The organism is Streptomyces sp. NPDC058671 (assembly GCF_042716475.1).
In the GTDB taxonomy this organism is placed as follows: domain Bacteria; phylum Actinomycetota; class Actinomycetes; order Streptomycetales; family Streptomycetaceae; genus Streptomyces.
The window spans coordinates 208,296-228,737 of record NZ_JBHXSA010000006.1; the positions used below are offsets into that span (position 1 = coordinate 208,296).

Annotated in this window: 19 protein-coding genes; 12 read left to right on the forward strand and 7 right to left on the reverse strand. The window is 72.3% G+C overall.

Going from position 1 to position 20,442, the window contains the following annotated elements; genetic code table 11:
- The first annotated feature begins 29 nt into the window (after positions 1-29).
- The 5 genes from fasR to ACFWV2_RS10150 all read left to right on the forward strand — a co-directional run bounded on the left by fasR (position 30) and on the right by ACFWV2_RS10150 (position 4,939).
- On the forward strand, positions 30-1,211 hold the full coding sequence (gene fasR, locus ACFWV2_RS10130; protein ID WP_384404459.1) for a fatty acid biosynthesis transcriptional regulator FasR: 1,182 nt from the start codon (positions 30-32) through the stop codon (positions 1,209-1,211).
- An 89-nt stretch (positions 1,212-1,300) separates the two neighbouring features.
- Positions 1,301-2,218, forward strand: a complete 918-nt coding sequence (locus tag ACFWV2_RS10135; protein WP_384404461.1) for an ACP S-malonyltransferase — start codon at positions 1,301-1,303, stop codon at positions 2,216-2,218.
- 18 nt (positions 2,219-2,236) lie between these two features.
- On the forward strand, positions 2,237-3,268 hold the full coding sequence (locus ACFWV2_RS10140; protein ID WP_384404463.1) for a ketoacyl-ACP synthase III: 1,032 nt from the start codon (positions 2,237-2,239) through the stop codon (positions 3,266-3,268).
- Between the two features lie 56 nt (positions 3,269-3,324).
- Positions 3,325-3,573 carry an acyl carrier protein gene (locus ACFWV2_RS10145; RefSeq protein WP_015033413.1) on the forward strand — a complete coding sequence of 83 codons (249 nt, stop codon included), beginning with the start codon at positions 3,325-3,327 and terminating at the stop codon, positions 3,571-3,573.
- Between the two features lie 79 nt (positions 3,574-3,652).
- Positions 3,653-4,939 carry a beta-ketoacyl-[acyl-carrier-protein] synthase family protein gene (locus ACFWV2_RS10150; RefSeq protein ID WP_384404465.1) on the forward strand — a complete coding sequence of 429 codons (1,287 nt, stop codon included), beginning with the start codon at positions 3,653-3,655 and terminating at the stop codon, positions 4,937-4,939.
- A 594-nt stretch (positions 4,940-5,533) separates the two neighbouring features.
- On the opposite strand, the gene ACFWV2_RS10155 is transcribed toward ACFWV2_RS10150, so the two are convergent.
- Positions 5,534-6,028 (reverse strand): DUF3145 domain-containing protein, encoded by a 495-nt coding sequence (locus tag ACFWV2_RS10155; RefSeq protein ID WP_384404467.1) that lies wholly within the window; start codon positions 6,026-6,028, stop codon positions 5,534-5,536.
- 259 nt (positions 6,029-6,287) lie between these two features.
- Between ACFWV2_RS10155 and ACFWV2_RS10160 the strand changes: the two genes are divergently transcribed.
- Positions 6,288-7,193, forward strand: coding sequence for an SGNH/GDSL hydrolase family protein (locus tag ACFWV2_RS10160; RefSeq protein WP_384404469.1), 906 nt, complete (start codon positions 6,288-6,290; stop codon positions 7,191-7,193).
- A 60-nt stretch (positions 7,194-7,253) separates the two neighbouring features.
- Here ACFWV2_RS10160 and ACFWV2_RS10165 read toward each other — a convergent pair whose 3' ends face one another.
- Entirely contained in the window at positions 7,254-9,689 is a 2,436-nt protein-coding gene (locus ACFWV2_RS10165; RefSeq protein ID WP_384404471.1) for a glycoside hydrolase family 3 protein, read from the reverse strand.
- 152 nt (positions 9,690-9,841) lie between these two features.
- Between ACFWV2_RS10165 and ACFWV2_RS10170 the strand changes: the two genes are divergently transcribed.
- Positions 9,842-10,447 carry a TetR/AcrR family transcriptional regulator gene (locus tag ACFWV2_RS10170; RefSeq protein WP_384404473.1) on the forward strand — a complete coding sequence of 202 codons (606 nt, stop codon included), beginning with the start codon at positions 9,842-9,844 and terminating at the stop codon, positions 10,445-10,447.
- A 7-nt stretch (positions 10,448-10,454) separates the two neighbouring features.
- Positions 10,455-11,168, forward strand: coding sequence for a carbon-nitrogen hydrolase family protein (locus ACFWV2_RS10175; RefSeq protein ID WP_384404475.1), 714 nt, complete (start codon positions 10,455-10,457; stop codon positions 11,166-11,168).
- Positions 11,169-11,251: 83 nt separating this feature from the next.
- Here ACFWV2_RS10175 and ACFWV2_RS10180 read toward each other — a convergent pair whose 3' ends face one another.
- The 4 genes from ACFWV2_RS10180 to ACFWV2_RS10195 all read right to left on the reverse strand — a co-directional run bounded on the left by ACFWV2_RS10180 (position 11,252) and on the right by ACFWV2_RS10195 (position 14,556).
- A complete protein-coding gene (locus ACFWV2_RS10180) occupies positions 11,252-12,070 on the reverse strand; it encodes a pectate lyase (RefSeq protein WP_384404477.1) in 819 nt (272 codons plus the stop codon).
- A gap of 14 nt (positions 12,071-12,084) precedes the next feature.
- Entirely contained in the window at positions 12,085-12,927 is an 843-nt protein-coding gene (locus ACFWV2_RS10185; RefSeq protein WP_384404479.1) for an EI24 domain-containing protein, read from the reverse strand.
- Positions 12,928-13,049: 122 nt separating this feature from the next.
- A complete protein-coding gene (locus tag ACFWV2_RS10190) occupies positions 13,050-13,472 on the reverse strand; it encodes an organic hydroperoxide resistance protein (protein WP_384404481.1) in 423 nt (140 codons plus the stop codon).
- Between the two features lie 64 nt (positions 13,473-13,536).
- Positions 13,537-14,556, reverse strand: a complete 1,020-nt coding sequence (locus ACFWV2_RS10195; RefSeq protein WP_384404484.1) for an NADP-dependent oxidoreductase — start codon at positions 14,554-14,556, stop codon at positions 13,537-13,539.
- Positions 14,557-14,660: 104 nt separating this feature from the next.
- Here ACFWV2_RS10195 and ACFWV2_RS10200 point away from each other — a divergent pair, with 104 nt between their 5' ends.
- Complete coding sequence (locus ACFWV2_RS10200) at positions 14,661-15,089, forward strand: MarR family winged helix-turn-helix transcriptional regulator (RefSeq protein ID WP_384404486.1); 429 nt, start codon at positions 14,661-14,663, stop codon at positions 15,087-15,089.
- A 19-nt stretch (positions 15,090-15,108) separates the two neighbouring features.
- Here the strand turns inward: ACFWV2_RS10200 and ACFWV2_RS10205 are convergent, their stop codons facing one another.
- Complete coding sequence (locus tag ACFWV2_RS10205) at positions 15,109-16,110, reverse strand: hypothetical protein (protein WP_384404488.1); 1,002 nt, start codon at positions 16,108-16,110, stop codon at positions 15,109-15,111.
- 245 nt (positions 16,111-16,355) lie between these two features.
- On the opposite strand from ACFWV2_RS10205, the gene ACFWV2_RS10210 reads away from it, so the two are divergent.
- From ACFWV2_RS10210 to ACFWV2_RS10220, 3 genes are all read left to right on the forward strand, one after another.
- The gene (locus ACFWV2_RS10210) at positions 16,356-17,444 is read left to right on the forward strand and encodes a rod shape-determining protein (protein WP_384404490.1); all 1,089 of its coding nucleotides are present in this window, start codon (positions 16,356-16,358) and stop codon (positions 17,442-17,444) included.
- Between the two features lie 72 nt (positions 17,445-17,516).
- Positions 17,517-19,052: a GAF domain-containing protein gene (locus ACFWV2_RS10215; protein ID WP_384404492.1), complete on the forward strand. Its 1,536-nt coding sequence runs from the start codon at positions 17,517-17,519 to the stop codon at positions 19,050-19,052.
- Between the two features lie 167 nt (positions 19,053-19,219).
- Entirely contained in the window at positions 19,220-20,404 is a 1,185-nt protein-coding gene (locus tag ACFWV2_RS10220; RefSeq protein ID WP_384404661.1) for a nitrate/nitrite transporter, read from the forward strand.
- The last annotated feature ends 38 nt before the right edge of the window (positions 20,405-20,442 follow it).

Below are 20,442 nucleotides of genomic sequence, written 5' to 3' on the forward strand. Positions count from 1 at the left end.
CCGCCGTCCCGATAAGGCAGTCTTGTCCCGTGCCAGAACCCACGAACGTCCCTCACCCGCACACCGCGACCCTGAAGCGTCTCGAACAGTCCTCCGGGCGGCTCGCCGCCAACGCCATCGCCCGCATGGACGAGACGTTGCCGTGGTACCGGGCGATGCCGCCCGAGAACAGGTCGTGGATCGGTCTGGTCGCCCAGGCCGGTATCGCCGCGTTCACGGAGTGGTTCCGGCACCCCGAGACCCCGCAGGCGATCTCGACGGACGTCTTCGGCACGGCGCCCCGCGAGCTGACCCGGGCGATCACCCTGCGCCAGACCGTGGAGATGGTCCGCACCACGATCGAGGTCATGGAGTCGGCGATCGAGGAGGTCGCCGCCCCCGGCGACGAGTCGGTGCTCCGTGAGGCCCTTCTCGTCTACGCCCGGGAGATCGCGTTCGCGACGGCCCAGGTGTACGCGCAGGCCGCCGAGGCCCGGGGCGCCTGGGACGCGCGCCTCGAATCGCTCGTGGTGAACGCGGTCCTCTCCGGCGAGGCCGACCAGGGCGCCGTCTCCCGCGCGGCGGCCCTCGGCTGGAACTCCCCCGACCATGTGTGCGTGATCCTCGGCACGGCCCCCGACGGTGACAGCGAACTGACGGTGGAGGCGATCCGGCGGGCGGCCCGGCACGCCAAGCTCCAGGTCCTCACCGGTGTGCTCGGCGACCGTCTGGTCGTCATCGCGGGCGGCAACGACAACCCGCTGGCCGTGGCGAAGGCCCTGATCGGCCCGTACGCGGCGGGCCCGGTCGTCGCGGGCCCCGTCGTCCCCGACCTGCTCGCCGCGACCCGCTCCGCGCAGGCGGCGGCGGCCGGCCTCAAGGCGTGCACGGCCTGGCAGGACGCCCCCCGGCCCGTCCTCGCGGACGATCTGCTGCCGGAGCGCGCCATCGCCTCCGACCCTTCGGCGCGCGAGCAGTTGGTGGAGGAGATCTACAGACCGCTGGAGGAAGCGGGCTCGGCGCTCCTCGAAACTCTCAGTGTCTACCTGGAGCAGGCCAGCAGCCTGGAAGGCGCGGCCCGGATGCTCTTCGTCCACCCGAACACCGTGCGCTACCGGCTTCGACGTGTGACCGACGTCACCGGCTGGTCACCCTCCGATGTCCGCTCCGCGTTCACCCTGCGGATCGCGCTCATCCTGGGACGCTTGGCCGACGGAGATCCGCAGTCCTAGACTTTTGTCGAACACCAACAATTACCCCGACGGTTCTTCGTCCCTGTCCCCACGGGCGCTCGGAGCCGTCCCCAAGAGAGAGTGTGAGGGTGCTCGTACTCGTCGCTCCCGGCCAAGGCGCCCAGACGCCCGGCTTCCTGACCCCCTGGCTCGAACTCCCCGGTGCCGCCGACCGCGTCGCGGCCTGGTCCGACGCCATCGGGCTCGACCTCGCCCACTACGGCACGAAGGCGGACGCGGACGAGATCCGTGACACCGCCGTGGCACAGCCCCTCCTCGTCGCCGCCGGCCTGCTGTCCGCCGCCGCGCTCGGCGAGTGGTCGCCCGGCATCGTCGCCGGTCACAGCGTCGGCGAGTTCACCGCCGCCGCGTTCGCGGGTGTGCTCGACGACACCGCCGCGCTGCGTCTCGTACGGACCCGCGGACTCGCCATGGCCGAGGCCGCGGCGATCACCCCGACCGGTATGTCGGCGCTGCTCGGCGGCGACCCCGACGTGACCGTCGCGCACCTGGAGAAGCTGGGCCTGACCCCGGCCAACGTGAACGGCGCCGGCCAGATCGTGGCCGCCGGCACGCTGGAACAGCTGGCGGCCCTGGAGGGCGACATGCCCGACGGTGTCCGCCGGGTGGTCGCGCTGAAGGTCGCCGGCGCCTTCCACACCCACCACATGGCCCCGGCCGTGGCGAAGCTGGAGGCGGCGGCGAGTGAGCTGTCCCCGGCCGCGCCGACCACCCGTTACGTCTCCAACAAGGACGGCCGGGTCGTCAGCGACGGCGCCGAGATCGTGGCGCGTCTGGTCGGCCAGGTCGCCAACCCGGTCCGCTGGGACCTGTGCATGGAGACCTTCCAGGAGCTGGGCGCGACCGCGCTGATCGAGGTGTGCCCCGGCGGCACCCTCACCGGCATCGCCAAGCGGGCCCTGAAGGGCGTCGCCACGGTCGCTCTCAAGACTCCTGACGACCTCGACGCGGCCCGTACGCTCATCGCCGAGCACGCGGCCGTCTGACAAGGAGTGTCGAGAAGCATGTCGAAGATCAAGCCCAGCAAGGGCGCCCCGTACGCACGGATCCTCGGTGTGGGCGGCTACCGCCCCACCCGGGTCGTGCCGAACGAGGTGATCCTCGAGACGATCGACTCGTCCGACGAGTGGATCCGCTCGCGCTCCGGAATCGCCACCCGGCACTGGGCCTCGCCCGAGGAGACCGTCGCCGCCATGTCGGTGGAGGCCTCGGGCAAGGCCATCGCCGACGCCGGGATCGACCCGGACAAGATCGGCGCCGTGATCGTCTCCACGGTCTCGCACTTCAAGCAGACTCCGGCCGTCGCCACCGAGATCGCCGACAGGATCGGCGCCGGGAAGCCGGCCGCGTTCGACATCTCCGCCGGCTGCGCGGGCTTCGGCTACGGCCTGACCCTCGCCAAGGGCATGATCGTCGAGGGTTCCGCGGAGTACGTCCTGGTCATCGGTGTCGAGCGGCTCAGCGACCTGACGGACCTGGAGGACCGCGCGACGGCCTTCCTGTTCGGTGACGGCGCCGGCGCCGTGGTCGTCGGCCCCTCCGACGTACCGCACATCGGCCCGACCGTCTGGGGCTCCGAGGGCGACAAGTCCGAGACGATCAAGCAGACCGTCCCGTGGAACGAGTTCCACGTCGGCGACGTCTCCAAGCTGCCGCTCAACGAGCGTGGCGAGATCAAGTTCCCCGCCATCACGCAGGAGGGTCAGGCGGTCTTCCGCTGGGCCGTCTTCGAGATGGCGAAGGTCGCCCAGCAGGCGCTGGACGCCGCCGGCATCTCGGCGGACGACCTGGACGTCTTCATCCCGCACCAGGCGAACATGCGGATCATCGACTCGATGGTGAAGACGCTGAAGCTTCCGGAGCACGTCACGGTCGCCCGCGACGTCGAGACCACCGGCAACACGTCGGCGGCGTCGATTCCGCTCGCGATGGAACGACTCCTGGCGACCGGCCAGGCGAAGAGCGGCGACACGGCGCTCCTCATCGGCTTCGGGGCGGGTCTCGTCTTCGCCGCGACGGTCGTTACCCTCCCCTAGGCACTCCGGTTCTCCCGGAAGCCCGTACCCAAGCAATCACAAGAAGGAGCGCCACCATGGCCGCCACCCAGGACCAGATCGTCGAAGGCCTCGCCGAGATCGTCAACGAGATCGCCGGCATCCCGGTCGAGGACGTCCAGCTGGACAAGTCCTTCACCGACGACCTGGACGTCGACTCGCTGTCCATGGTCGAGGTCGTCGTCGCCGCCGAAGAGCGCTTCGACGTCAAGATTCCGGACGAGGACGTCAAGAACCTCAAGACGGTCGGCGACGCTGCCGACTACATCCTGAAGCACCAGGCCTGATTCGGCCCCAGCTGACTCGGTCCGCCACCCGGCGGTGGCGCCGTATTCCGACCATCACACACATGGAGAACGAATTCCTGTGAGCTCGACCAATCGCACCGTGGTCGTCACCGGTATCGGCGCAACGACACCGCTGGGTGGCGACTCCGCATCGACCTGGGAAGGTCTGATCGCGGGACGCTCCGGCGTCAAGCCCCTGGAGGGCGAGCGCTTCGCCGAACTGCCCGTCCAGATCGCCGCGACGGCCGCCGTCGACCCCGGCGACGTCCTTCCCCGCCCGCTCGCCCGCAAGCTGGACCGCTCGGCGCAGTTCGCCGTGATCGCGGCCCGTGAGGCGTGGGCCGACGCGGGCTACACCGCTCCGGCCGGCACGGTGACATCAGACGCTGACGCGTCGGGCTCAACGGTCGTTCCCGAGCGGCTCGGCTCCGTCATCGCCTCCGGCATCGGCGGTGTCACCACCCTGCTCGACCAGTACGACGTGCTGAAGGACAAGGGCGTCCGCCGCGTGTCCCCGCACACCGTGCCCATGCTCATGCCGAACAGCCCCTCCGCCAACGTGGGCCTCGAGGTGAACGCCCGAGCCGGTGTCCACACCCCGGTCTCCGCGTGCGCGTCGGGTGCCGAGGCGATCGGTTACGCCGTCGAGATGATCCGTACCGGCCGCGCCGACGTGGTCGTCGCCGGTGGTACCGAGGCCGCGATCCACCCGCTGCCGATCGCCGCCTTCGCCAACATGATGGCGATGTCCAAGAACAACGACGAGCCGACGAAGGCCTCGCGTCCCTACGACACCGGCCGTGACGGCTTCGTGCTCGGCGAGGGCGCGGGCGTCGTGATCCTGGAGTCCGAGGAGCACGCGAAGGCGCGCGGCGCGCGCATCTACTGCGAGGTCCTCGGCCAGGGCCTGTCGGCCGACAGCCACCACATCGCGCAGCCCGAGCCGACCGGCCGGGGCATCGCCGCCGCGATGCAGAACTTGCTGGACGCGACGGACCTCAAGCCGTCGGAGGTCGTCCACCTCAACGCGCACGCCACGTCGACGCCGCAGGGTGACGTCGCCGAGATCAAGGCGCTGCGGAAGGTCCTGGGCGACGACCTCGACCACGTCGCGATCTCCGCGACGAAGTCGATGACCGGCCACCTCCTCGGCGGCGCGGGCGGCATCGAGACCGTCGCGACGGTCCTGGCGCTCCACCACCGCCTGGCCCCGCCGACGATCAACATCGACGACCTGGACCCGGCCGTCGACGCGGACATCGTCCGCGACGAGCCCCGCGAACTCCCGCAGGGCACGATCGCCGCGATCAACAACAGCTTCGGCTTCGGCGGCCACAACGTGGTCCTGGCGTTCCGCACGGTGTGACGCCACCCGGCATCTGACGAAGGCCCACCCCCGGCTCGGGGGTGGGCCTTCTCGGTGGGTCAGCGCAGTGCGAAGGCGTGGGTGCCCCGGGCGTCCGCCTCGTCGACGGCGACGACGGCCGGGGACACGGAGACGATCGACGCCGAGGCCTTCGACTCGACGGGCACGTCCCGGACCCACCGCTGGGTTCCGGTACGGGGGTCGAGGGCGAGGAGCCGGGCCTTCTTGCCGCACTGCTCGACGACGAGGGTACGGGTGGCGTCGGCGTCGAGCGCCAGGGGCCCTCGCCGTCGGCGGCGGCTCCGGGTCCGCCGCCCCCGGGCTCACGGACGGGTCCGTGGCCCCCGGGCTCACGGACAGGTCCGTGCCGCCCAGCCGTACCGCGCGGACGGTGACCCCGAGGGCCGTGAGGACGAGGGCGCACACCAGCGCCGCCCAGCCCGTCGGCCAGGCTCCGCCGGCCACTCCCGCCCCCAGGAAGGCCGCCCCCGCCCCGAACGCGGCGCCCGCCGCAACCTCACGTGTCACGTCTCTCCCGCCCGGCGTGCCCCTGCCCGCCCGGTGCGGAATCTACAGCGCGCCGGTGAAGGCCCGTCAGACGACCTGGTGGAGCCAGCGGACGGGTGCGCCCTCGCCCGCGTACCGGAAGGGCTCCAGTTCGTCGTCCCAGGGCTTCCCGAGGAGTTTGGCGATCTCCGCCTCCAGCTGGGTCTCGCCCTGCGCGGAGCGCGCGAGGGCCGCCCGCAGCCGGTCCTCGGGGATCAGGATGTCGCCGTGCATGCCGGTGACGGCGTGGAAGATGCCCAGGTCGGGGGTGGCGCTGTAGCGCTCGCCCTCGGCGGTCGGGCAGGGTTCCGCGGTGACCTCGAAGCGGAGCATCTGCCAGCCGCGCAGCGCGGAGGCGAGTTCGGAGGCGGTGCCGGTGCGGCCCTGCCAGGAGAACTCGGCTCTCCAGGTGCCGGGGGACGCCGGCTGGCGGACCCAGTCGAGCTGGACCCTCGCACCGAGGACACCCGCGACCGCCCATTCGACGTGCGGGCACAGCGCGCGCGGGGCGGAGTGAACGTACAGGACTCCACGTGTCGTCACCGGGACCTCCAGTGTGGGACGAGGTTCGCCTTTCCCAGCGGCCTCAGTAAACATCATCAGAATCAAAACATCGCAAACCCTTAAAAAGGGGACAGCATGTGACGTGATGTAATTTACCGGAGCCGGTCGGCAAAGGCGCCTCTGGTTCGACGGGGGAAAAGCTACCGTGCCGCACCGGCGTCGGTGTGACGTACGGTCGGTCCGAGGCCGGGTGAACACCAAGCTTTCACTCGCCAGGACGCCGAAGGAGGGGCCGGGGATGCGTGGCCGACGCCGATTCCGTGGTGCCGTCGCCGCCGCGACGGCCGCTCTGCTGTGCGGGGGCGTACTGTCCGGCTGCACCTCGGGCGAGCCCGCGGCCGAGGAGGCGACCAGGGCGGCCACGACGCGGCCGACGCCGAAGCCGGCACCCGAACGAGAACCCCTGTGGGACGTCTCCCCCTCCTCCGTCGCAGCCGTCGGCGACTCCGTCACCCGGGCGTTCGACGCCTGCGACGTCCTCGCGGACTGTCCGGAGGTGTCCTGGGCGACCGGCACCGACACCACCGTGAACAGTCTGGCGCTGCGCCTTCTCGGCCCGGCGAAGGTGGCCACCCGCAGCTGGAACCTGGCGCGGACGGGCGCCCGGATGGCGGAGCTTCCGGCGCAGATGACCGCGGCGGCGGCCGAGAAGCCCGAGCTGGTGACGGTGATGATGGGCGCGAACGACGCCTGCCGGCCCACCCCGGATCTCATGACCCCGGTCGCCGACTTCCGCTTGTCCTTCGAGACGGCGCTCGCCCGGTTGCGCAAGGGCGCCCCGACGGCGCAGGTGTACGTGGCGAGCGTGCCCGACCTCAAGCACCTGTGGTCGACGGGGCGGATGATCCCCGAGGGGCTGGAAGTGTGGAAGCTGGGGATCTGCGGCTCGATGCTGGCGGACGCGACGGACCTCGGTCCGGCGGCTGAGCGGCGGCGGGCGACCGTCCATGAGCGGGTGGTCGCGTACAACACGGTCCTGAGGGATGTCTGCGCGAAGGACGCGCGGTGCCGGTACGACGGCGGGGCGGTCTTCGGTTTCCGATTCGACGGCGGGCAGTTGAGCCCCTGGGACTGGTTCCATCCGAGCAAGGACGGCCAGGCGCGGCTCGCGGAGCTGGCGTACCGGCGGGTCACGGAGGAGTGAGGGGCCCCGGGGCGGCTGTCAGGTGCGGCCCCGGGGCCGGTCCCGGGGACCGTCGGGAGGTCAGACCTCCAGGGTGGCGGTCAGGCGGGTGTCGCTGAGGGAGCGGGCGGCCCGCACCTCGTAGGTGCCGGGGACGAGGGTCCAGCCGTTCTTCTCCTCGTCCCAGATCTGGAAGGCGCGGCGGGGCAGCGCGATCCGCGCCTCGACGGTCTCGCCGGGTCCGGCCTCGACGCTCGCGAAGCCGGCCAGCCAGCGGTGGGGGCGGTCGGGTCCGTGGGTGCGCGGCGCCAGGTAGATCTGGACGACCTCGCGGCCGGGCCGGTCGCCGGTGTTCGTGATCCGCACGGTGGCCGCCTCCGGTCCCGCGACGAGGGAGTCGTACGACCAGGTGGTGTAGCCGAGGCCGTGGCCGAAGACGTACGCGGGGGCCTCCTGGATCCGGTCCCAGGCGCGGTAGCCGATGAAGAGGCCCTCGCTGTAGGCGAGTTCACCCTCCAAGGGGGTGACGTCGGTGACGGGGACGTCGGCGAGGGTGACGGGCCAGGTGGTGGGGAGGCGGCCGCCGGGCTCCTCGGCGCCGGTGAGGACGTCGGCGAGGGCGGCGCCGCCCTCCTGGCCGGGGAACCAGGTGAGCAGGATCGCGGCGACGTCCTCGCGCCAGGGCAGTTCGACCGGGGAGCCGGCGTTGACGACGACGACGGTGTTCGGGTTGACGGCGGCCACGGCCCGTACGAGTTCGTCCTGGCGTCCGGGGAGGGCGAGGTCGGTGCGGTCGAAGCCCTCGGACTCGACGCGTTCGGTGGTGGCGACGACCACGACGGCGGTGTCGGCGGCGCGGGCGGCTTCGACGGCCTCGGCGATCAGTTCGTCGGGGTCACGGCGCGGACCGAGGTGGACGAAGGAGAACATGACGGCCGGCAGCGGGGTCGCCGACTCCTTGTCCAGGGTGTGGAGGAGGGACACCTCGACGGTCTCGCCGGCGGTGAGCCCGACCCTGGCCCGCTCGACCGGGGAGCCGAAGAACGCCTCGAAGGGGTCGGTCTCGGGGCCCATCGCCTGGACGCCGTCGAAGACGGTCCGGCCGGCGACGGTGAGGGTGTAGCCGCCGAGGCCCCGGGTGCCGAAGGAGTGCGTGCCCGTCTCCCGCGGGGTGAACGTGCCGACGACCTCGACGGAGGCGAGGGCCTCGTGGGTGACGCCGGCTGGCAGGTCGTCGCCGATCCACTGGACCTGCCCGTTGGGCAGGGATCCTTCGCCGAGGAGTCGGCCCTCGGCGTCGCGGCAGCGGGCGCGGAGGGTGAACCCCTGGTCCGCGGGAGCGAGTTCGTCACTGGGGTCGGCGCCGACGGTGAAGGTCAGAGCGCCTTCCGGCAGGGCGGCGGTGAGGCCGTCGAGCGGGGAGACGACGTGCTCGGGGAAGACCTGGGCGGAGCCGCCGCCGAGGACGCGGGCGTCACGGGCGGCGGCGCCGGAGAGGGCGACGGTACCGGGCCGCAGCGGCAGGGTGCCGTTCTCGTTCCGTACGAGGACGAAGCCGCGGCGGGCGATCTCGCGGGCGAGGGCGTCGCCGTCGATCACGGCCGGGGGCTCGGTGACGACGGGAGGGGCTCCTTCGAGGGCGCCGACGCGGGCGGCGAGCCGCAGGACGTTGCGTACGGCCGTGTCGACGGCGGACTCCTCGACCTCGCCGGTGCGGACGGCGGCGGCGAGGGCCTCGCCGTAGACGGTGACGGGGCCGGGCATGGCGACGTCGAGCCCGCCCTCGATGTCGCCGGTGGTGGAGCGGGCGGCCATCCAGTCGGAGACGTTGACGCCGTCGAAGCCCCACTCGCCGCGCAGGACCTCGTTCACCAGGTGGTGGTGCTCGGTCATGGTCACGCCGTTGACCCCGTTGTAGGCGGTCATGATGCCCCAGGGGTGCGCGTTCTCGACGATGGCCTCGAAGGGGGCGAGGTAGAGCTCGCGGAGTGGGCGCGGGTCGATCCTGTTGTCGACGGTGAAGCGGTCGGTCTCGGCGTCGTTGGCGACGAAGTGCTTGACGGTGGTGCCGACGCCGCCGTCCTGGACGCCCTGGACGTAGCCGGTGCCGACGGCTCCGGTGAGGAGCGGGTCCTCGCTGTAGGCCTCGAAGTGGCGGCCGCCGAGCGGGGTGCGGTGCAGGTTGACGGTGGGCGCGAGCAGGACGTGGACGCCCTTGCGGCGGGCCTCCTGGGCCAGGAGGCGGCCGGCGCGGCGGGCGAGGGCGGGGTCCCAGGCGGCGGCGAGCGCGGTCGGGGACGGCAGGGCGACGGACGGGTCGTCGGCGGTCCAGCGGACGCCGCGGACGCCGACGGGCCCGTCGGACATGACCAGGGACTTCAGGCCGATCTCGGGCAGGGCGGGCAGGGACCACATGTCCTGGCCGGCGAGCAGCCGGGTCCTGGTGTCCAGGTCGAGCTCGGCGAGTGCCGCCTCGACGACCTCTTCGCGTGCCGTGTCCGCGCCCGTCTCCGTCATGGCCGTACCTCCTCGTTGACGTACTGCTGACCCCCGATGCGCTCATCGTGCACCCGCCTACCTGTAGATCGGTAGGTAAGGTTATTGATTCGTTATCTTGAGGGCGGGGTACGGTCCTGTCGGAAACGGGGAAGCGGAAGGGGGCCACGGCGATGGTGCGGGCCAGGAGCGAGGAGCGGCGCACGGACATCCTGCGCGCCACCCTCGAGGTGATCGCGGAGCGCGGCTACCGGGGCGCCACCCTCGGCTCCGTCGCCGAGCGGGTGGGGCTGACGCAGCAGGGACTCCTGCACTACTTCCCGACGAAGGAGGCGCTGCTCGTCGCCGTCCTGGAGGAGCGCGACCGCTGGGACACGAGCGGCGGCCGGGACCCCGAGGGCTGGCGGCTCGACCTCCTGGAGTCCCTCGTCGAGTACAACGCGATGCGGCCGGGCATCGTGCAGACCTTCTCCGCGCTGCTCGGCGAGAGCGTCACGGACGAGCACCCGGCGCGCGCCTTCTTCACCGAGCGGTACGCGCAGGTGCGGGGGAACATGGCGCGGGTGCTGCGCCTGGAGTTCGGGGAGCGGCTGCCCGGCGGCCTCACCCCCGAGCGGGCCGCCCCGCTCCTGACGGCCGTGATGGACGGTCTCCAGTACCAGTGGCTCCTGGACCCGGCGGCGGTGGACATGCCGACCGCCTTCCGGGACTTCCTGCGGCTGCTGTACGGCGGCGGGGGCCGGGGCCCGGATCCCGGCACCACAGGGGGCACGGGATGATGGGGCCATGATCGTCGCAGCCACCCAGTTCGCCCCGGTCGCCGGGGACATCGACGCCAACGTACGGACCGTCGCCGGTCTGGTCCGGGACGCCGGGGCCGAGGGCGCCCGGGTGGTCGTCTTCGCCGAGCTGTGCCTCAGCGGGTACGAGCCGACCCTGATCCGGGACGCTCCCGGGCTCGTGCTCTCCGAGGACGACCCCCGCCTCGAACCCGTACGGGAGGCCTGCCGCGCGGTCTCGGCGGTCGCCGTGGTCAACGGGCCGGTGCGGACGCCCGGTTCGCGCCCGGGGCTCGCCACACTGGTGATCGGCCCGGACGGCTCGCTCCTCACCCGCTACGACAAGCGGCATCTGTACGGGATCGAGCGGGAGGTCTTCGCGCCGGGCGCCGTTGACGGGCGGTTCGCGCTCGACGGCGTCCGCTTCGCCCTGGCCACCTGCTACGACAACCGCTTCCCGGAACTGGCCGAGCGGGCCGCGGCCGACGGCTGCGCGGTCTACCTGGCGAGTTCGGTGCTCTCCGCCGACAACGACTCGTTCGAGAAGGTGTATCCGGTGCGGGCCCGGGACTTCGGTCTGTACGTGGTGCTCGGCAACGTCCTGGGGCCCAACGAGGACGGGGTCGGCTGCGGCGGGGCCGGGGCCTGGGGGCCCGGCGGGGAGCGGATCGCGGACGCGGGGACCGACGGGCCGGGCTTCGCGCTCGCCGAGGTCGGCTGAGCACGCCGCCCGGCCCGGAGCCGGCAGGGCCGGGCGGCCCGTTCGGTCAACCGCGTCGACGGCCGTTCGGGCCGTCGTGACCGTCAGTCGTAGGAGACGTCTCCGGCCGAGTAGCGGCAGGTGGTGCCGTCGGGGCCGGTGCCGATCTCCTTGGGCTCCTTGCCGGTGTTGTTGCCGGTGAAGCGGACGCACGGCTTGATCTTCTTCTTGGGGTCGCCGTGGACGCGGACGTTCCGCAGGCTCGCGGTGTCGCCGTAGTTGGCGTTGACGCCGACGATCGACGTGCCGGGTGCGGTGATGTCGACGTCGTTGATCAGGATCGTGCGCGGGTACTGCTTCTTGCAGTTGCCGCAGGAGCGGACCAGCTTTCCGAAGTCGGAGACCTGGAACTTGTTCACGACCAGCTTGCCCGCGCCGTTGAACTGGAAGACCTTGTCGGACGCGCTCTTCGCGCCGCCGCCGTGGACCGCGTACACGGCGGACGCCGAGGTGCCCTTGAAGGTGGCGGCGTCCTCGCCGACGTTCTCCCACCAGACGTTCTGAAGGGTGCAGCTGCCCAGGCAGTGGACACCGTCGGCGGCCGGCGCTCCGATGACGACGTTCTTGAGGACGGCGCCGTCCTTGAGGACGAAGAGGGGCTTCTGGCTCTCGTCCTGGCCGTCGGAGCCGAGCGCACCGGTGCCGTAGTGGCGCTGGAGCTTGCCGTCGTACGTGCCGGAGAACTCGATGCTCGCGGGGACCGGCTTGCTGCCCTTCGCCTGCGGCCAGGCGGCCACCGCGCTCGCGGCGCCCGCGGGGGCGAGCAGGGTGGTGGTGACGACGGCCGCCCCGGTGATGCCGAGGGCGCTCAGTCCGCCGATGACCGCGCGCCGGCGGCCGGTCTTCCGCTTGTGTGACGTCATGGATGTTTCTTCCTTCAGTGGGGGAAGTGGTGCACCCCCTGGTCGCCACCGGAGGAAGGAAGGTTGCCGCCTGCGTGACCGTTCTTCCGGAAGGGATCATTCCGGTCGTCGTCGCCGGCCGTCTCGCCCCGCAGGTCCCGGGCCATCAGGGTGGCGCCCGCGACGGCTCCCGGCATCAGGAAGACCGCGACGAGGGGCACCAGGAAGGAAAGGGTCAGCGGGACGCCGAAGCCGAGGACGGCCGTCCGGCGGCCGCGCAGCAGCGCGAGGCGCTCCTTGAACTCGACGCCCCGGCGCTGGAGCGCGACGGACGTCAATTCCTGGGTGAGGAAGAAGCCGGAGACGCAGAAGCCGACGACGGGCACGACGGTCTGGCCGACCACCGGGATGAAACCGCAGGCGAAGAGCAGGATGCCGTAGAACGCGACCCGCAGCAGGACCCGCAGGCTGTCACGGGCCGAGATCAGCAGCTCCCGCCAGAGCGGCAGCCCCGACTCGGGCACCTCGCCGCCCTCGCTGCGGTCGACCGCCTCCGAGAGGGACTCGTAGAACGGCTGGCCCACGAGCAGGGTGACGGCGGTGAAGGTGACGACCGCGAGGAAGAGCCCGAAGACGAAGACGAGCGCGGTCAGGGTGCCGCGAAGGGCGCCGAGCCACGGCGAGGACCAGTCGTCGGCGAACGGGGTCGCCCAGGCGGCCAGGTCGTCGGCGCCGTAGCCGAGGCCGACGAGGGCGCCCGCGTAGAGCACGAGGGTCACGAGCCCGGGCAGGAGCCCGAAGCCGAACCACCGTCCGTGCCGACCGACCCACTTCTGACCCTTTACCAGGTACCCGAAACCCACCCCGAGATCACGCATGGCCCCACTTTATCGGTGACGCTGACGGGCGGGCCGGGCGCCCGGCGCCGGTGCCACGGGTACGCGACGAGGACCGCGCCCCGGGTGGGACGCGGTCCTCGTGCGGTCCTGCGGGTCCGGACTCAGGCGGTCAGCTCGACCGTGATGTTGCCGCGGGTCGCCTTGGAGTACGGGCAGACCTGGTGGGCCTTCTCGATCAGGCTCTTGGCCGTCTCGGCGTCCACGTTCGGAAGGGTCGCCGAGATCTTCACGATGATGCCGAAGCCGTCGTCGTTCTTGCCGATACCGACCTCGGCGGTGACCGTCGAGCCGGAGATGTCGGCCTTCTCGTTGCGGGCGACGACACCGAGGGCGCCCTGGAAGCAGGCGCTGTAGCCCGCCGCGAAGAGCTGCTCGGGGTTGGTCCCCGCACCGGAGCCGCCCATGGCCTTGGGCGGGTTGACGACGAGGTCGAGCTGACCGTCGTCGGTGGCGACACGGCCGTCACGCCCGCCCTCGGCGGTGGCGACGGCGGTGTAGACGACGTCGGAGTGCTGGATCGACATGCGAGGTACTTCCTTCATGGGTTCGCCGCGACTCGCGCCCACGATCGCGACGGCTGAGGGAAGACTAGCGGGTCACCGAGACGATCATCTTTCCGGTGTTGTCGCCGCGCAGCAGACCGAGGAACGCCTCCACGCCGTTCTCGATGCCCTCCACGAAGGTCTCGCGGTGCTTCAGCTCGCCGGATCCGAGCCAGCCGCCGACCTCCTGGACGAACTGCTGCTGCAGGCCGTAGTGGTCGCCGACGAGGACGCCCTGGAGCCGCAGCCGCTTGCCGATGATCATCGCCATGTTGCGCGGGCCGGGCACCGGCTCCGTGTCGTTGTACTGCGCGATCATGCCGCAGATGGTGGCGCGGCCGTGCACCTTCAGCGAGGAGATCGCGGCTTCGAGGTGGTCCCCGCCCACGTTGTCGAAGTAGACGTCGATGCCGTCCGGGGCGGCCTCGCGGAGCTGGTCCTTGACCGGGCCGTCCTTGTAGTTGAAGGCGGCGTCGAAGCCGAGCTCCTCGACGAGCCACTTGACCTTCTCGTCGGAGCCGGCGGAGCCGATGACCCGGGAGGCGCCCTTGAGCCGCGCCATCTGGCCGACCTGGCTGCCGACGGCACCGGCGGCGCCGGAGACGAAGACCGCGTCGCCCTCCTTGAAGGAGGCGACGTCGAAGAGGCCCGCGTACGCCGTGAGGCCGGTCATGCCGAGCACGCCGAGGTAGGCGGAGAGGGGGGCGAGCTCCGGGTCGACCTTGGTCGCGTGCTGGGCCGGCACGTCGGCGTACTCGCGCCAGCCGAGGCCATGCAGGACGTGGTCGCCGACGGCGAATCCCTCTGCGTTCGACGCGATGACCTCGCCGACCGCGCCACCGTCCATGGGGTGGTCGAGCTTGAACGGCGGGACGTACGACTTCACGTCGTTCATCCGGCCGCGCATGTACGGGTCGACCGAGAAGTGCAGGTTGCGCACGAGGACGCGGCCCTCGGCGGGCTCGGCGACCGGGGTCTCGCGCAGGGCGAAGTCCGTGGGGGCGGGCCAGCCGTGCGGCCGGGCGACGAGGTGCCACTCACGGCTGGACGCGGGAAGAACGGACATGAGCACGGCCTCCGGAAAGGTTGAGATCACAAAAGATTAACTACCTGAAACAACCATGCGCCTCGATATTTCATGTTGTCAAGTATCTGGGTAGGATGTGCCCCATGGCCCCCTCACGCACGGACCCGCTGACCGTCGAAGTCGTCGAGCTGATCGGCTCCGTCGTGGCGCGCTACTACGAGGAGTACGAGCAGGCCGCCGCGCAGCACTCGCTGACCGGCGCCCAGGCCCGGGTCCTCGGCCTGCTCTCGCTCGACCCGCTGCCGATGCGCCGCATCGCCAAGAAGCTGAAGTGCGAGCCGTCCAACATCACCGGGATAGTGGACCGCCTGGAGGCCAGGGGCCTGGTGGAGCGGCGCCCGGACCCGGCCGACCGCCGCGTGAAGCTGGCCGCCCCCACGGAGCAGGGCCGCGACACGGCCCGTCGGCTCCGTGAGTCCCTCGATTTCGCCCGCGAGCCGCTGGGCGAGCTGACCGACGCCGAGCGCACGCTCCTGCGGGACCTCCTGAAGCGCATGCTGGGCGAGGCCTGACCGGGGGGCCGGAGAAGCCCTAGACGCACCACCAGAGGAAGTAGCTGCAGGTCGGCTCCGGCTTCGGCGGTGCGGGGGTGGCGGTCGGCGTCGGCGCGGTCGTCGACGGGGCGGGGCCGCCGGTCGTCGACGTGGGGGACGGGGTCGCCCCGCTCTCCGTGGCGGACGCCGTCGCGGTGGGGGTGGACGACGGCGACGCCGGATCGGTGGAGGGCGGGGAGGGTGACTCCGCTGGAGCTCCCTCGTCCCCGTCTCCCGTACCGGGGCCGGGTCCGGTCCCGGGCCCCGTACCCGATCCCGTCCCGGATCCGGGACGGGAGCCCGCGCCGGAGTCCGCGCTCGCGCCCGGGCCGTCGCCCGTACCCGGCCCCGCACCCGATTCCGCGCTCACTCGGCGGGGCCGCGTCGGCGTCTGCGAGACCGGAGAGGGGCCCGAGCCGTCCGGGAGGTCGGCGCTCTCGACGGCTTCCGGGGAGACCGTGACCTCGGGGACCTCCTGCTCCTCGACGGCCGTGGCGGCGCCCAGCGCCTCCGGTTCCTCCAAGGCCAAGCGGGCCAGGGTCAGCGACCCGGCGGCGAGCACCAGACCCAGCGTCCCGACCAGGACCGTGCGGCCCCGGCGGCCCCGCGCCCGCCTGCTCCCCCGAGCGGCGGACCGGCCACCGGCGGCGCGGCGGGCCTGGTCGCCGGAGCGGGCCCGGTCGCCGGAGCGGCCCCGGGCGGCACGGCGCCCACCGGCCGCACGACCCGGGAGCTCGACGACGTCGAGTTCGTAGTCGAGTTCGTAGACGTGCTCGGGCTCGACCGGCCGCACGGGCTCGACCGGTTGCACAGGCTGCGCCGACCGTGCCGACTGCGCCGGTACGGACGGGCGCGCCGGTTCGGTCGGAGGGGCCTGCTGGACGGGTGTCCAGGCGGGTATGTGGGGGGTCTCGTACCGCAGTTCCTCGACGGGAGTCCCGCACCCGGCACAGGCGAGGGCCCCGTTGAGATGCCGCCGGCACGCGTGGCAGTAGTCCATGGGCCCCGCAGGCTATGCGGCCGGGCACGGCCACAGGTAGGCGCGGACGTGAGGATCCTGTGAGGAAGCCGCAGGTGGGCGGCGGTGCGTCGCGATTCTCCCGCTTCGGTACGACCCGGAGGCCGCGCGGGGCCGGGCCCCGGGCGGCGCATCCCAGCGCGCGCCGCGCCCCGGACGGCCGGACGATTCCACCAGGACCGCGAAACACCTCGCCCGTGCCAGCACCGCACTCCGGAGGATCCGTCGTGACCGTCAGCCTTGAGCAGCTGCGTCGTTGCCATGTCGCCGTCGACCTGGGTGCCGCCCGCACCCGGGTCTTCGTCAAGGGCGCCGGACTCGTCGTCGACGAGCCCAGCGTCGCCGCCGTCAACACCCGTACCGGAGCGCTGATCGCCGTCGGCGCGCTGGCCGAGAAGATGACCGGCCGCACCCCCGACTACATCCGGGTCGTCAGACCCGTGTCGGGCGGCACGGTCGTCGACATCGAGATGGCGCAGCGCATGCTCCGTCATCTCCTCGGCGAGAAGCTCCGCCGCCAGCTGCGCCGCAAGCCCCGGCTGCGTGCCGCCGCCTGCACCCCGCACGACAGCGACCCGCTCGCGCAGCGGGCCGCCGTGGAGACCCTCGTCGGTCTCGGGGCGCGCCGGGTCGAGCTGGTCGACACGCTGATCGCGGCGGCCGTCGGCTGCGGTCTGCCGGTGGAGCAGCCGACCGCGACGATGATCATGGTGTGCGGGGCGGCGACCACGCAGGTCGCGGTGCTCTCGCTCGGCGCGATCGTCACGGCGGAGCGGATGCCGGTCGGCGGTGACGCCATCGACCACGCCGTCATCCAGCACCTGCGCCACCACCACGAGCTGATGCTGCCGAGCCAGTCGGTGCGCCCGCTCCAGCTGGCCCTCAGCGGGAACGGTCTGACACCCCACGGTCCGGCCTGGACCGAGATCCACGGCCGGGACGTCGCCACGGGCCTGGCCCGTTCGGTGACCGTCGACACCGCCGCCGTACGGGAGGCGATCCACACCCCGCTGACGGCGGTGCTCGACGGGATCGGGAAGGTGCTGCGGGACTGCCCGCCGGATCTGGTGGCCGACCTCGCGGACCGCGGGATCATGATGGTGGGCGGCAGCGCGCTGCTGCCGGGGCTCGACCAGATGCTGCGCGCGGCGACCGGCATGCCGGTGCACATCGCCGAACGCCCGGACGTCTGCGCGGTCCTGGGCCTCGGGGCGATGCTGGAGGGCAAGGTGCAGCCGATGGTCCTCGACCCGTTGTCGGAGCGGGACCCGCTCGCCGAGGAGAGCCGTGTGGGCGGAGAGAGCCGCGTGGACTGAGGGGGGCCCGAGCGGCGGACCGACATGGGACACAAGCCGACGAAACCTCATGATTCGTACGACAATGAGACCATGGCGATCATGGATGAGGACACGGACGCGGGACCGGACACGCCCCGGCTGCCCATGCTGCTCGAAGCGGTCCTCAGCGTCGGCACCGATCTCGAACTCCGCACCACCCTCCAGCACATCGTGGACTCCGCCACCGAGCTGACCGGGGCCCGCTACGGCGCGCTCGGGGTCGTCGACCCCGAGCGCGGCCGGATCACCGAGCTCTTCACCTCCGGCATGACGGACGAGGACCGGCAGCGGATCGGCCGTCTCCCCGACGGCCACAGCGGGCTGCTCGGCGTCCTGGTCCAGGACCCGCAGCCGCTGCGGCTCGACGACCCGACGGCGGACCCGCGCTCCTCCGGTGTCCCCGCGGGACACCCGGAGACGCGCACCTTCCTCGGCGTCCCCATCCGGGTCCACACCGAGGTCTTCGGCAATCTGTACCTCACCGGGAAGCCCGGGGGTCCCTTCACCGAGGAGGACCTCGCCCTGCTCCGCGTCCTCGCCTCGCAGGCCGGGATCGCCATCGGCAACGCCCGGCTGTACGAGACCGCGCGCCAGCGGGAGCGCTGGATCGAGGGCGCGGCCGCCGTGACCACGGCCCTGCTCACCGGCGCGTCCGCCGCGAACGCCCTGATGACCGTCGCCGAGCGGGCCCGCATCCTCGCCGGCGCCTCGGCCGGGGTGGTCCTCCAGCCCACGCCGGAGGGCGGGATGGAGATCGTCGCCGCGTCGACCACGGACGACCCGGGTGATCTGGTCGGCACCGCGATCGCGCCCGGCTCCCCCGTCCTGGCGCAGCTGCTCGGCGGGGAGCCGGTGTTCGTCGAGGACTCGGCGACCGATCCCCGGATGACCACCCACGTCCGGTCCCGGTTCGGCCCGTCGATGATGCTGCCGCTGCAGAGCGGCGGGAAGCTCATCGGCACCCTCGCCCTCCCCCGGCGGCGCGGCGGGCCGCCGTACAGCGCGGTGGAGCGGCTGCTCGCCTCGCAGTTCGCCTCGCAGGCGGCGCTCGCCCTGGTCCTCGCGGACGCGCGGCACGACAGGGAGCTGCTCGCGGTGTTCGAGGACCGGGACCGGATCGCGCGGGACCTGCACGACCTGGTCGTCCAGCGGCTGTTCGCCACGGAGATGATGCTGGAGTCCACCCGGCGGCGGGCGGCCGGCTCCTCCGACGAGAACGCGCTCCTCGAACGGGCGGTAGACGAGCTGGACTCGACGATCCAGGAGGTCCGTACGACCATCTTCGCGCTCCAGCAGCCGCCGGCCGAGGCGCCGACGTCCTTCCGGGGGAGGGTGCTGCGCGAGACCGGCGGGGCCGCGGTCCTGCTCGGTTTCCAGCCGTCCGTGCACTTCGCCGGGGCGGTGGACACCCTGGTGGACGAGGAGACGGCGGGGCGGCTCCTCGCCGTCCTGCGCGGGGCGCTCGCGGCGGCGCACCGGCGGTCCGGGGTCGGCGCGATCACGGTCGAGGTGTCGGCCGGGGACGAGGGCGCCCGCCTGCGGGTGGAGGACGACGGCACTCCGCCGACCGTGGTGACCTGGCCGTAGGGCACGGACGGGCGACCGCCGCACGACGCGGACGGGTCCCGGGTGGGGTGCCGTCCGCGCACCCGTACGGAGCAGTCCGGCGCGCCGCCGCACCCGTGCCGATCTTCACTGGAGGGGTGACCTCCGAGACCACTCCCCCGTCAGCGGCCGCCTACCGCAACCTGGCGATGGCCACCATCGGCTTCACGCTCACCTTCTGGGCATGGGACCTGATCGCGCCGCTCGCGAGCTGGTACGGCGACCGGCTCGAACTGAGCTCCTTCCAGCAGTCGCTGCTGGTGGCGGTCCCCGTCCTGGTCGGCTCCGTCGGCCGCATCCCGGCGGGGGCGCTGACCGACCGGTACGGGGCGAAGGTGATGTTCCCGATCGTCTCGGCGCTGACGATCATCCCGGTGCTGCTGCTGATCGTGGTCAAGGACAGCTACGGTCTGATGCTGGTGGTCGGCTTCCTCCTCGGCCTGGGCGGCACCACGTTCGCCATCGGCATCCCGCTGGTGAACTCCTGGTTCCCGCCGGAGAAGCGCGGTCTGGCGCTCGGGGTGTTCGGCATGGGCATGGGCGGTGTGGCGCTCTCCGGCTACTTCACCCCCCGTATCGCCGAGCACGGCGAGAACCTGCCGTTCATCGTCGTGGCCGTCGCACTCGCCGCGTACGCCGTGCTCGCCATGTTCCTCATCACGGACCGGCCCGACCGGCCCGTGCCCTCGGCGTCCCTCGGGACCCGGCTCGCTTCGGCCGGTCGGCTGCGGGTGACGTGGGAGCTGTCGGCGCTGTACGCGATCGGCTTCGGCGGCATCGTCGCGTTCGGCGTCTACCTGCCGACGTATCTGAAGACCTGGTACGAGCTGGACCCGACCGACGCGGGGACGAAAGCCGCCGGGTTCGCCCTGGTCACCGTCGTCTTCCGGCCGATCGGCGGCTGGCTCTCGGACCGGCTCCACCCGGCGGTCGTCACGGCCTGCGCACTCGGCGTGGTCGCCCTCTTCGCGATCGTCCAGGCCTTCGACCCGCCGCTGAACCCCGGCGGCACGGTCGCCCTGCTGGTGATGGCCGCCGGTCTCGGTACGGCGAGCGGTTCGGTCTTCGCGCTGGTCTCCCAGGTGACCCCGCAGGCCAAGGTCGGCAGCGTGACCGGGATCGTCGGCGCGATGGGCGGGCTCGGCGGCTTCCTGCCGCCGCTGGTGATGGGCGCGATCTACAGCGCCAAGGACTCGTACTCGATCGGCTTCATGCTCCTCTCCGACCTGGCGCTCGCCGGATGTGTGTACGCGTACGGGCGGATGCGCGCGATCCGGCCCGACGGCGGGGAGCCGACGCAGGAGGCGACGAAGGTCACGGCCGGCCGACCCTGACACCCCGGCAGAATGCCTCCGGCAACCCTCGACCCCGA

Coding starts and splice junctions, on each gene's coding strand:
- ACFWV2_RS10145 (WP_015033413.1), top strand. CDS start 3,325: ATGGCCGCCACCCAGGACCAGATCGTCGAAGGCCTCGCCGAGATCGTC.
- ACFWV2_RS10205 (WP_384404488.1), bottom strand. CDS start 16,110: ATGGACTACTGCCACGCGTGCCGGCGGCATCTCAACGGGGCCCTCGCC.
- ACFWV2_RS10190 (WP_384404481.1), bottom strand. CDS start 13,472: ATGTCGATCCAGCACTCCGACGTCGTCTACACCGCCGTCGCCACCGCC.
- ACFWV2_RS10185 (WP_384404479.1), bottom strand. CDS start 12,927: ATGCGTGATCTCGGGGTGGGTTTCGGGTACCTGGTAAAGGGTCAGAAG.
- ACFWV2_RS10175 (WP_384404475.1), top strand. CDS start 10,455: ATGATCGTCGCAGCCACCCAGTTCGCCCCGGTCGCCGGGGACATCGAC.
- ACFWV2_RS10195 (WP_384404484.1), bottom strand. CDS start 14,556: ATGTCCGTTCTTCCCGCGTCCAGCCGTGAGTGGCACCTCGTCGCCCGG.
- ACFWV2_RS10170 (WP_384404473.1), top strand. CDS start 9,842: ATGGTGCGGGCCAGGAGCGAGGAGCGGCGCACGGACATCCTGCGCGCC.
- ACFWV2_RS10180 (WP_384404477.1), bottom strand. CDS start 12,070: ATGACGTCACACAAGCGGAAGACCGGCCGCCGGCGCGCGGTCATCGGC.
- ACFWV2_RS10215 (WP_384404492.1), top strand. CDS start 17,517: ATGGCGATCATGGATGAGGACACGGACGCGGGACCGGACACGCCCCGG.
- ACFWV2_RS10200 (WP_384404486.1), top strand. CDS start 14,661: ATGGCCCCCTCACGCACGGACCCGCTGACCGTCGAAGTCGTCGAGCTG.
- ACFWV2_RS10220 (WP_384404661.1), top strand. CDS start 19,220: ATGGCCACCATCGGCTTCACGCTCACCTTCTGGGCATGGGACCTGATC.
- ACFWV2_RS10160 (WP_384404469.1), top strand. CDS start 6,288: ATGCGTGGCCGACGCCGATTCCGTGGTGCCGTCGCCGCCGCGACGGCC.
- ACFWV2_RS10140 (WP_384404463.1), top strand. CDS start 2,237: ATGTCGAAGATCAAGCCCAGCAAGGGCGCCCCGTACGCACGGATCCTC.
- ACFWV2_RS10165 (WP_384404471.1), bottom strand. CDS start 9,689: ATGACGGAGACGGGCGCGGACACGGCACGCGAAGAGGTCGTCGAGGCG.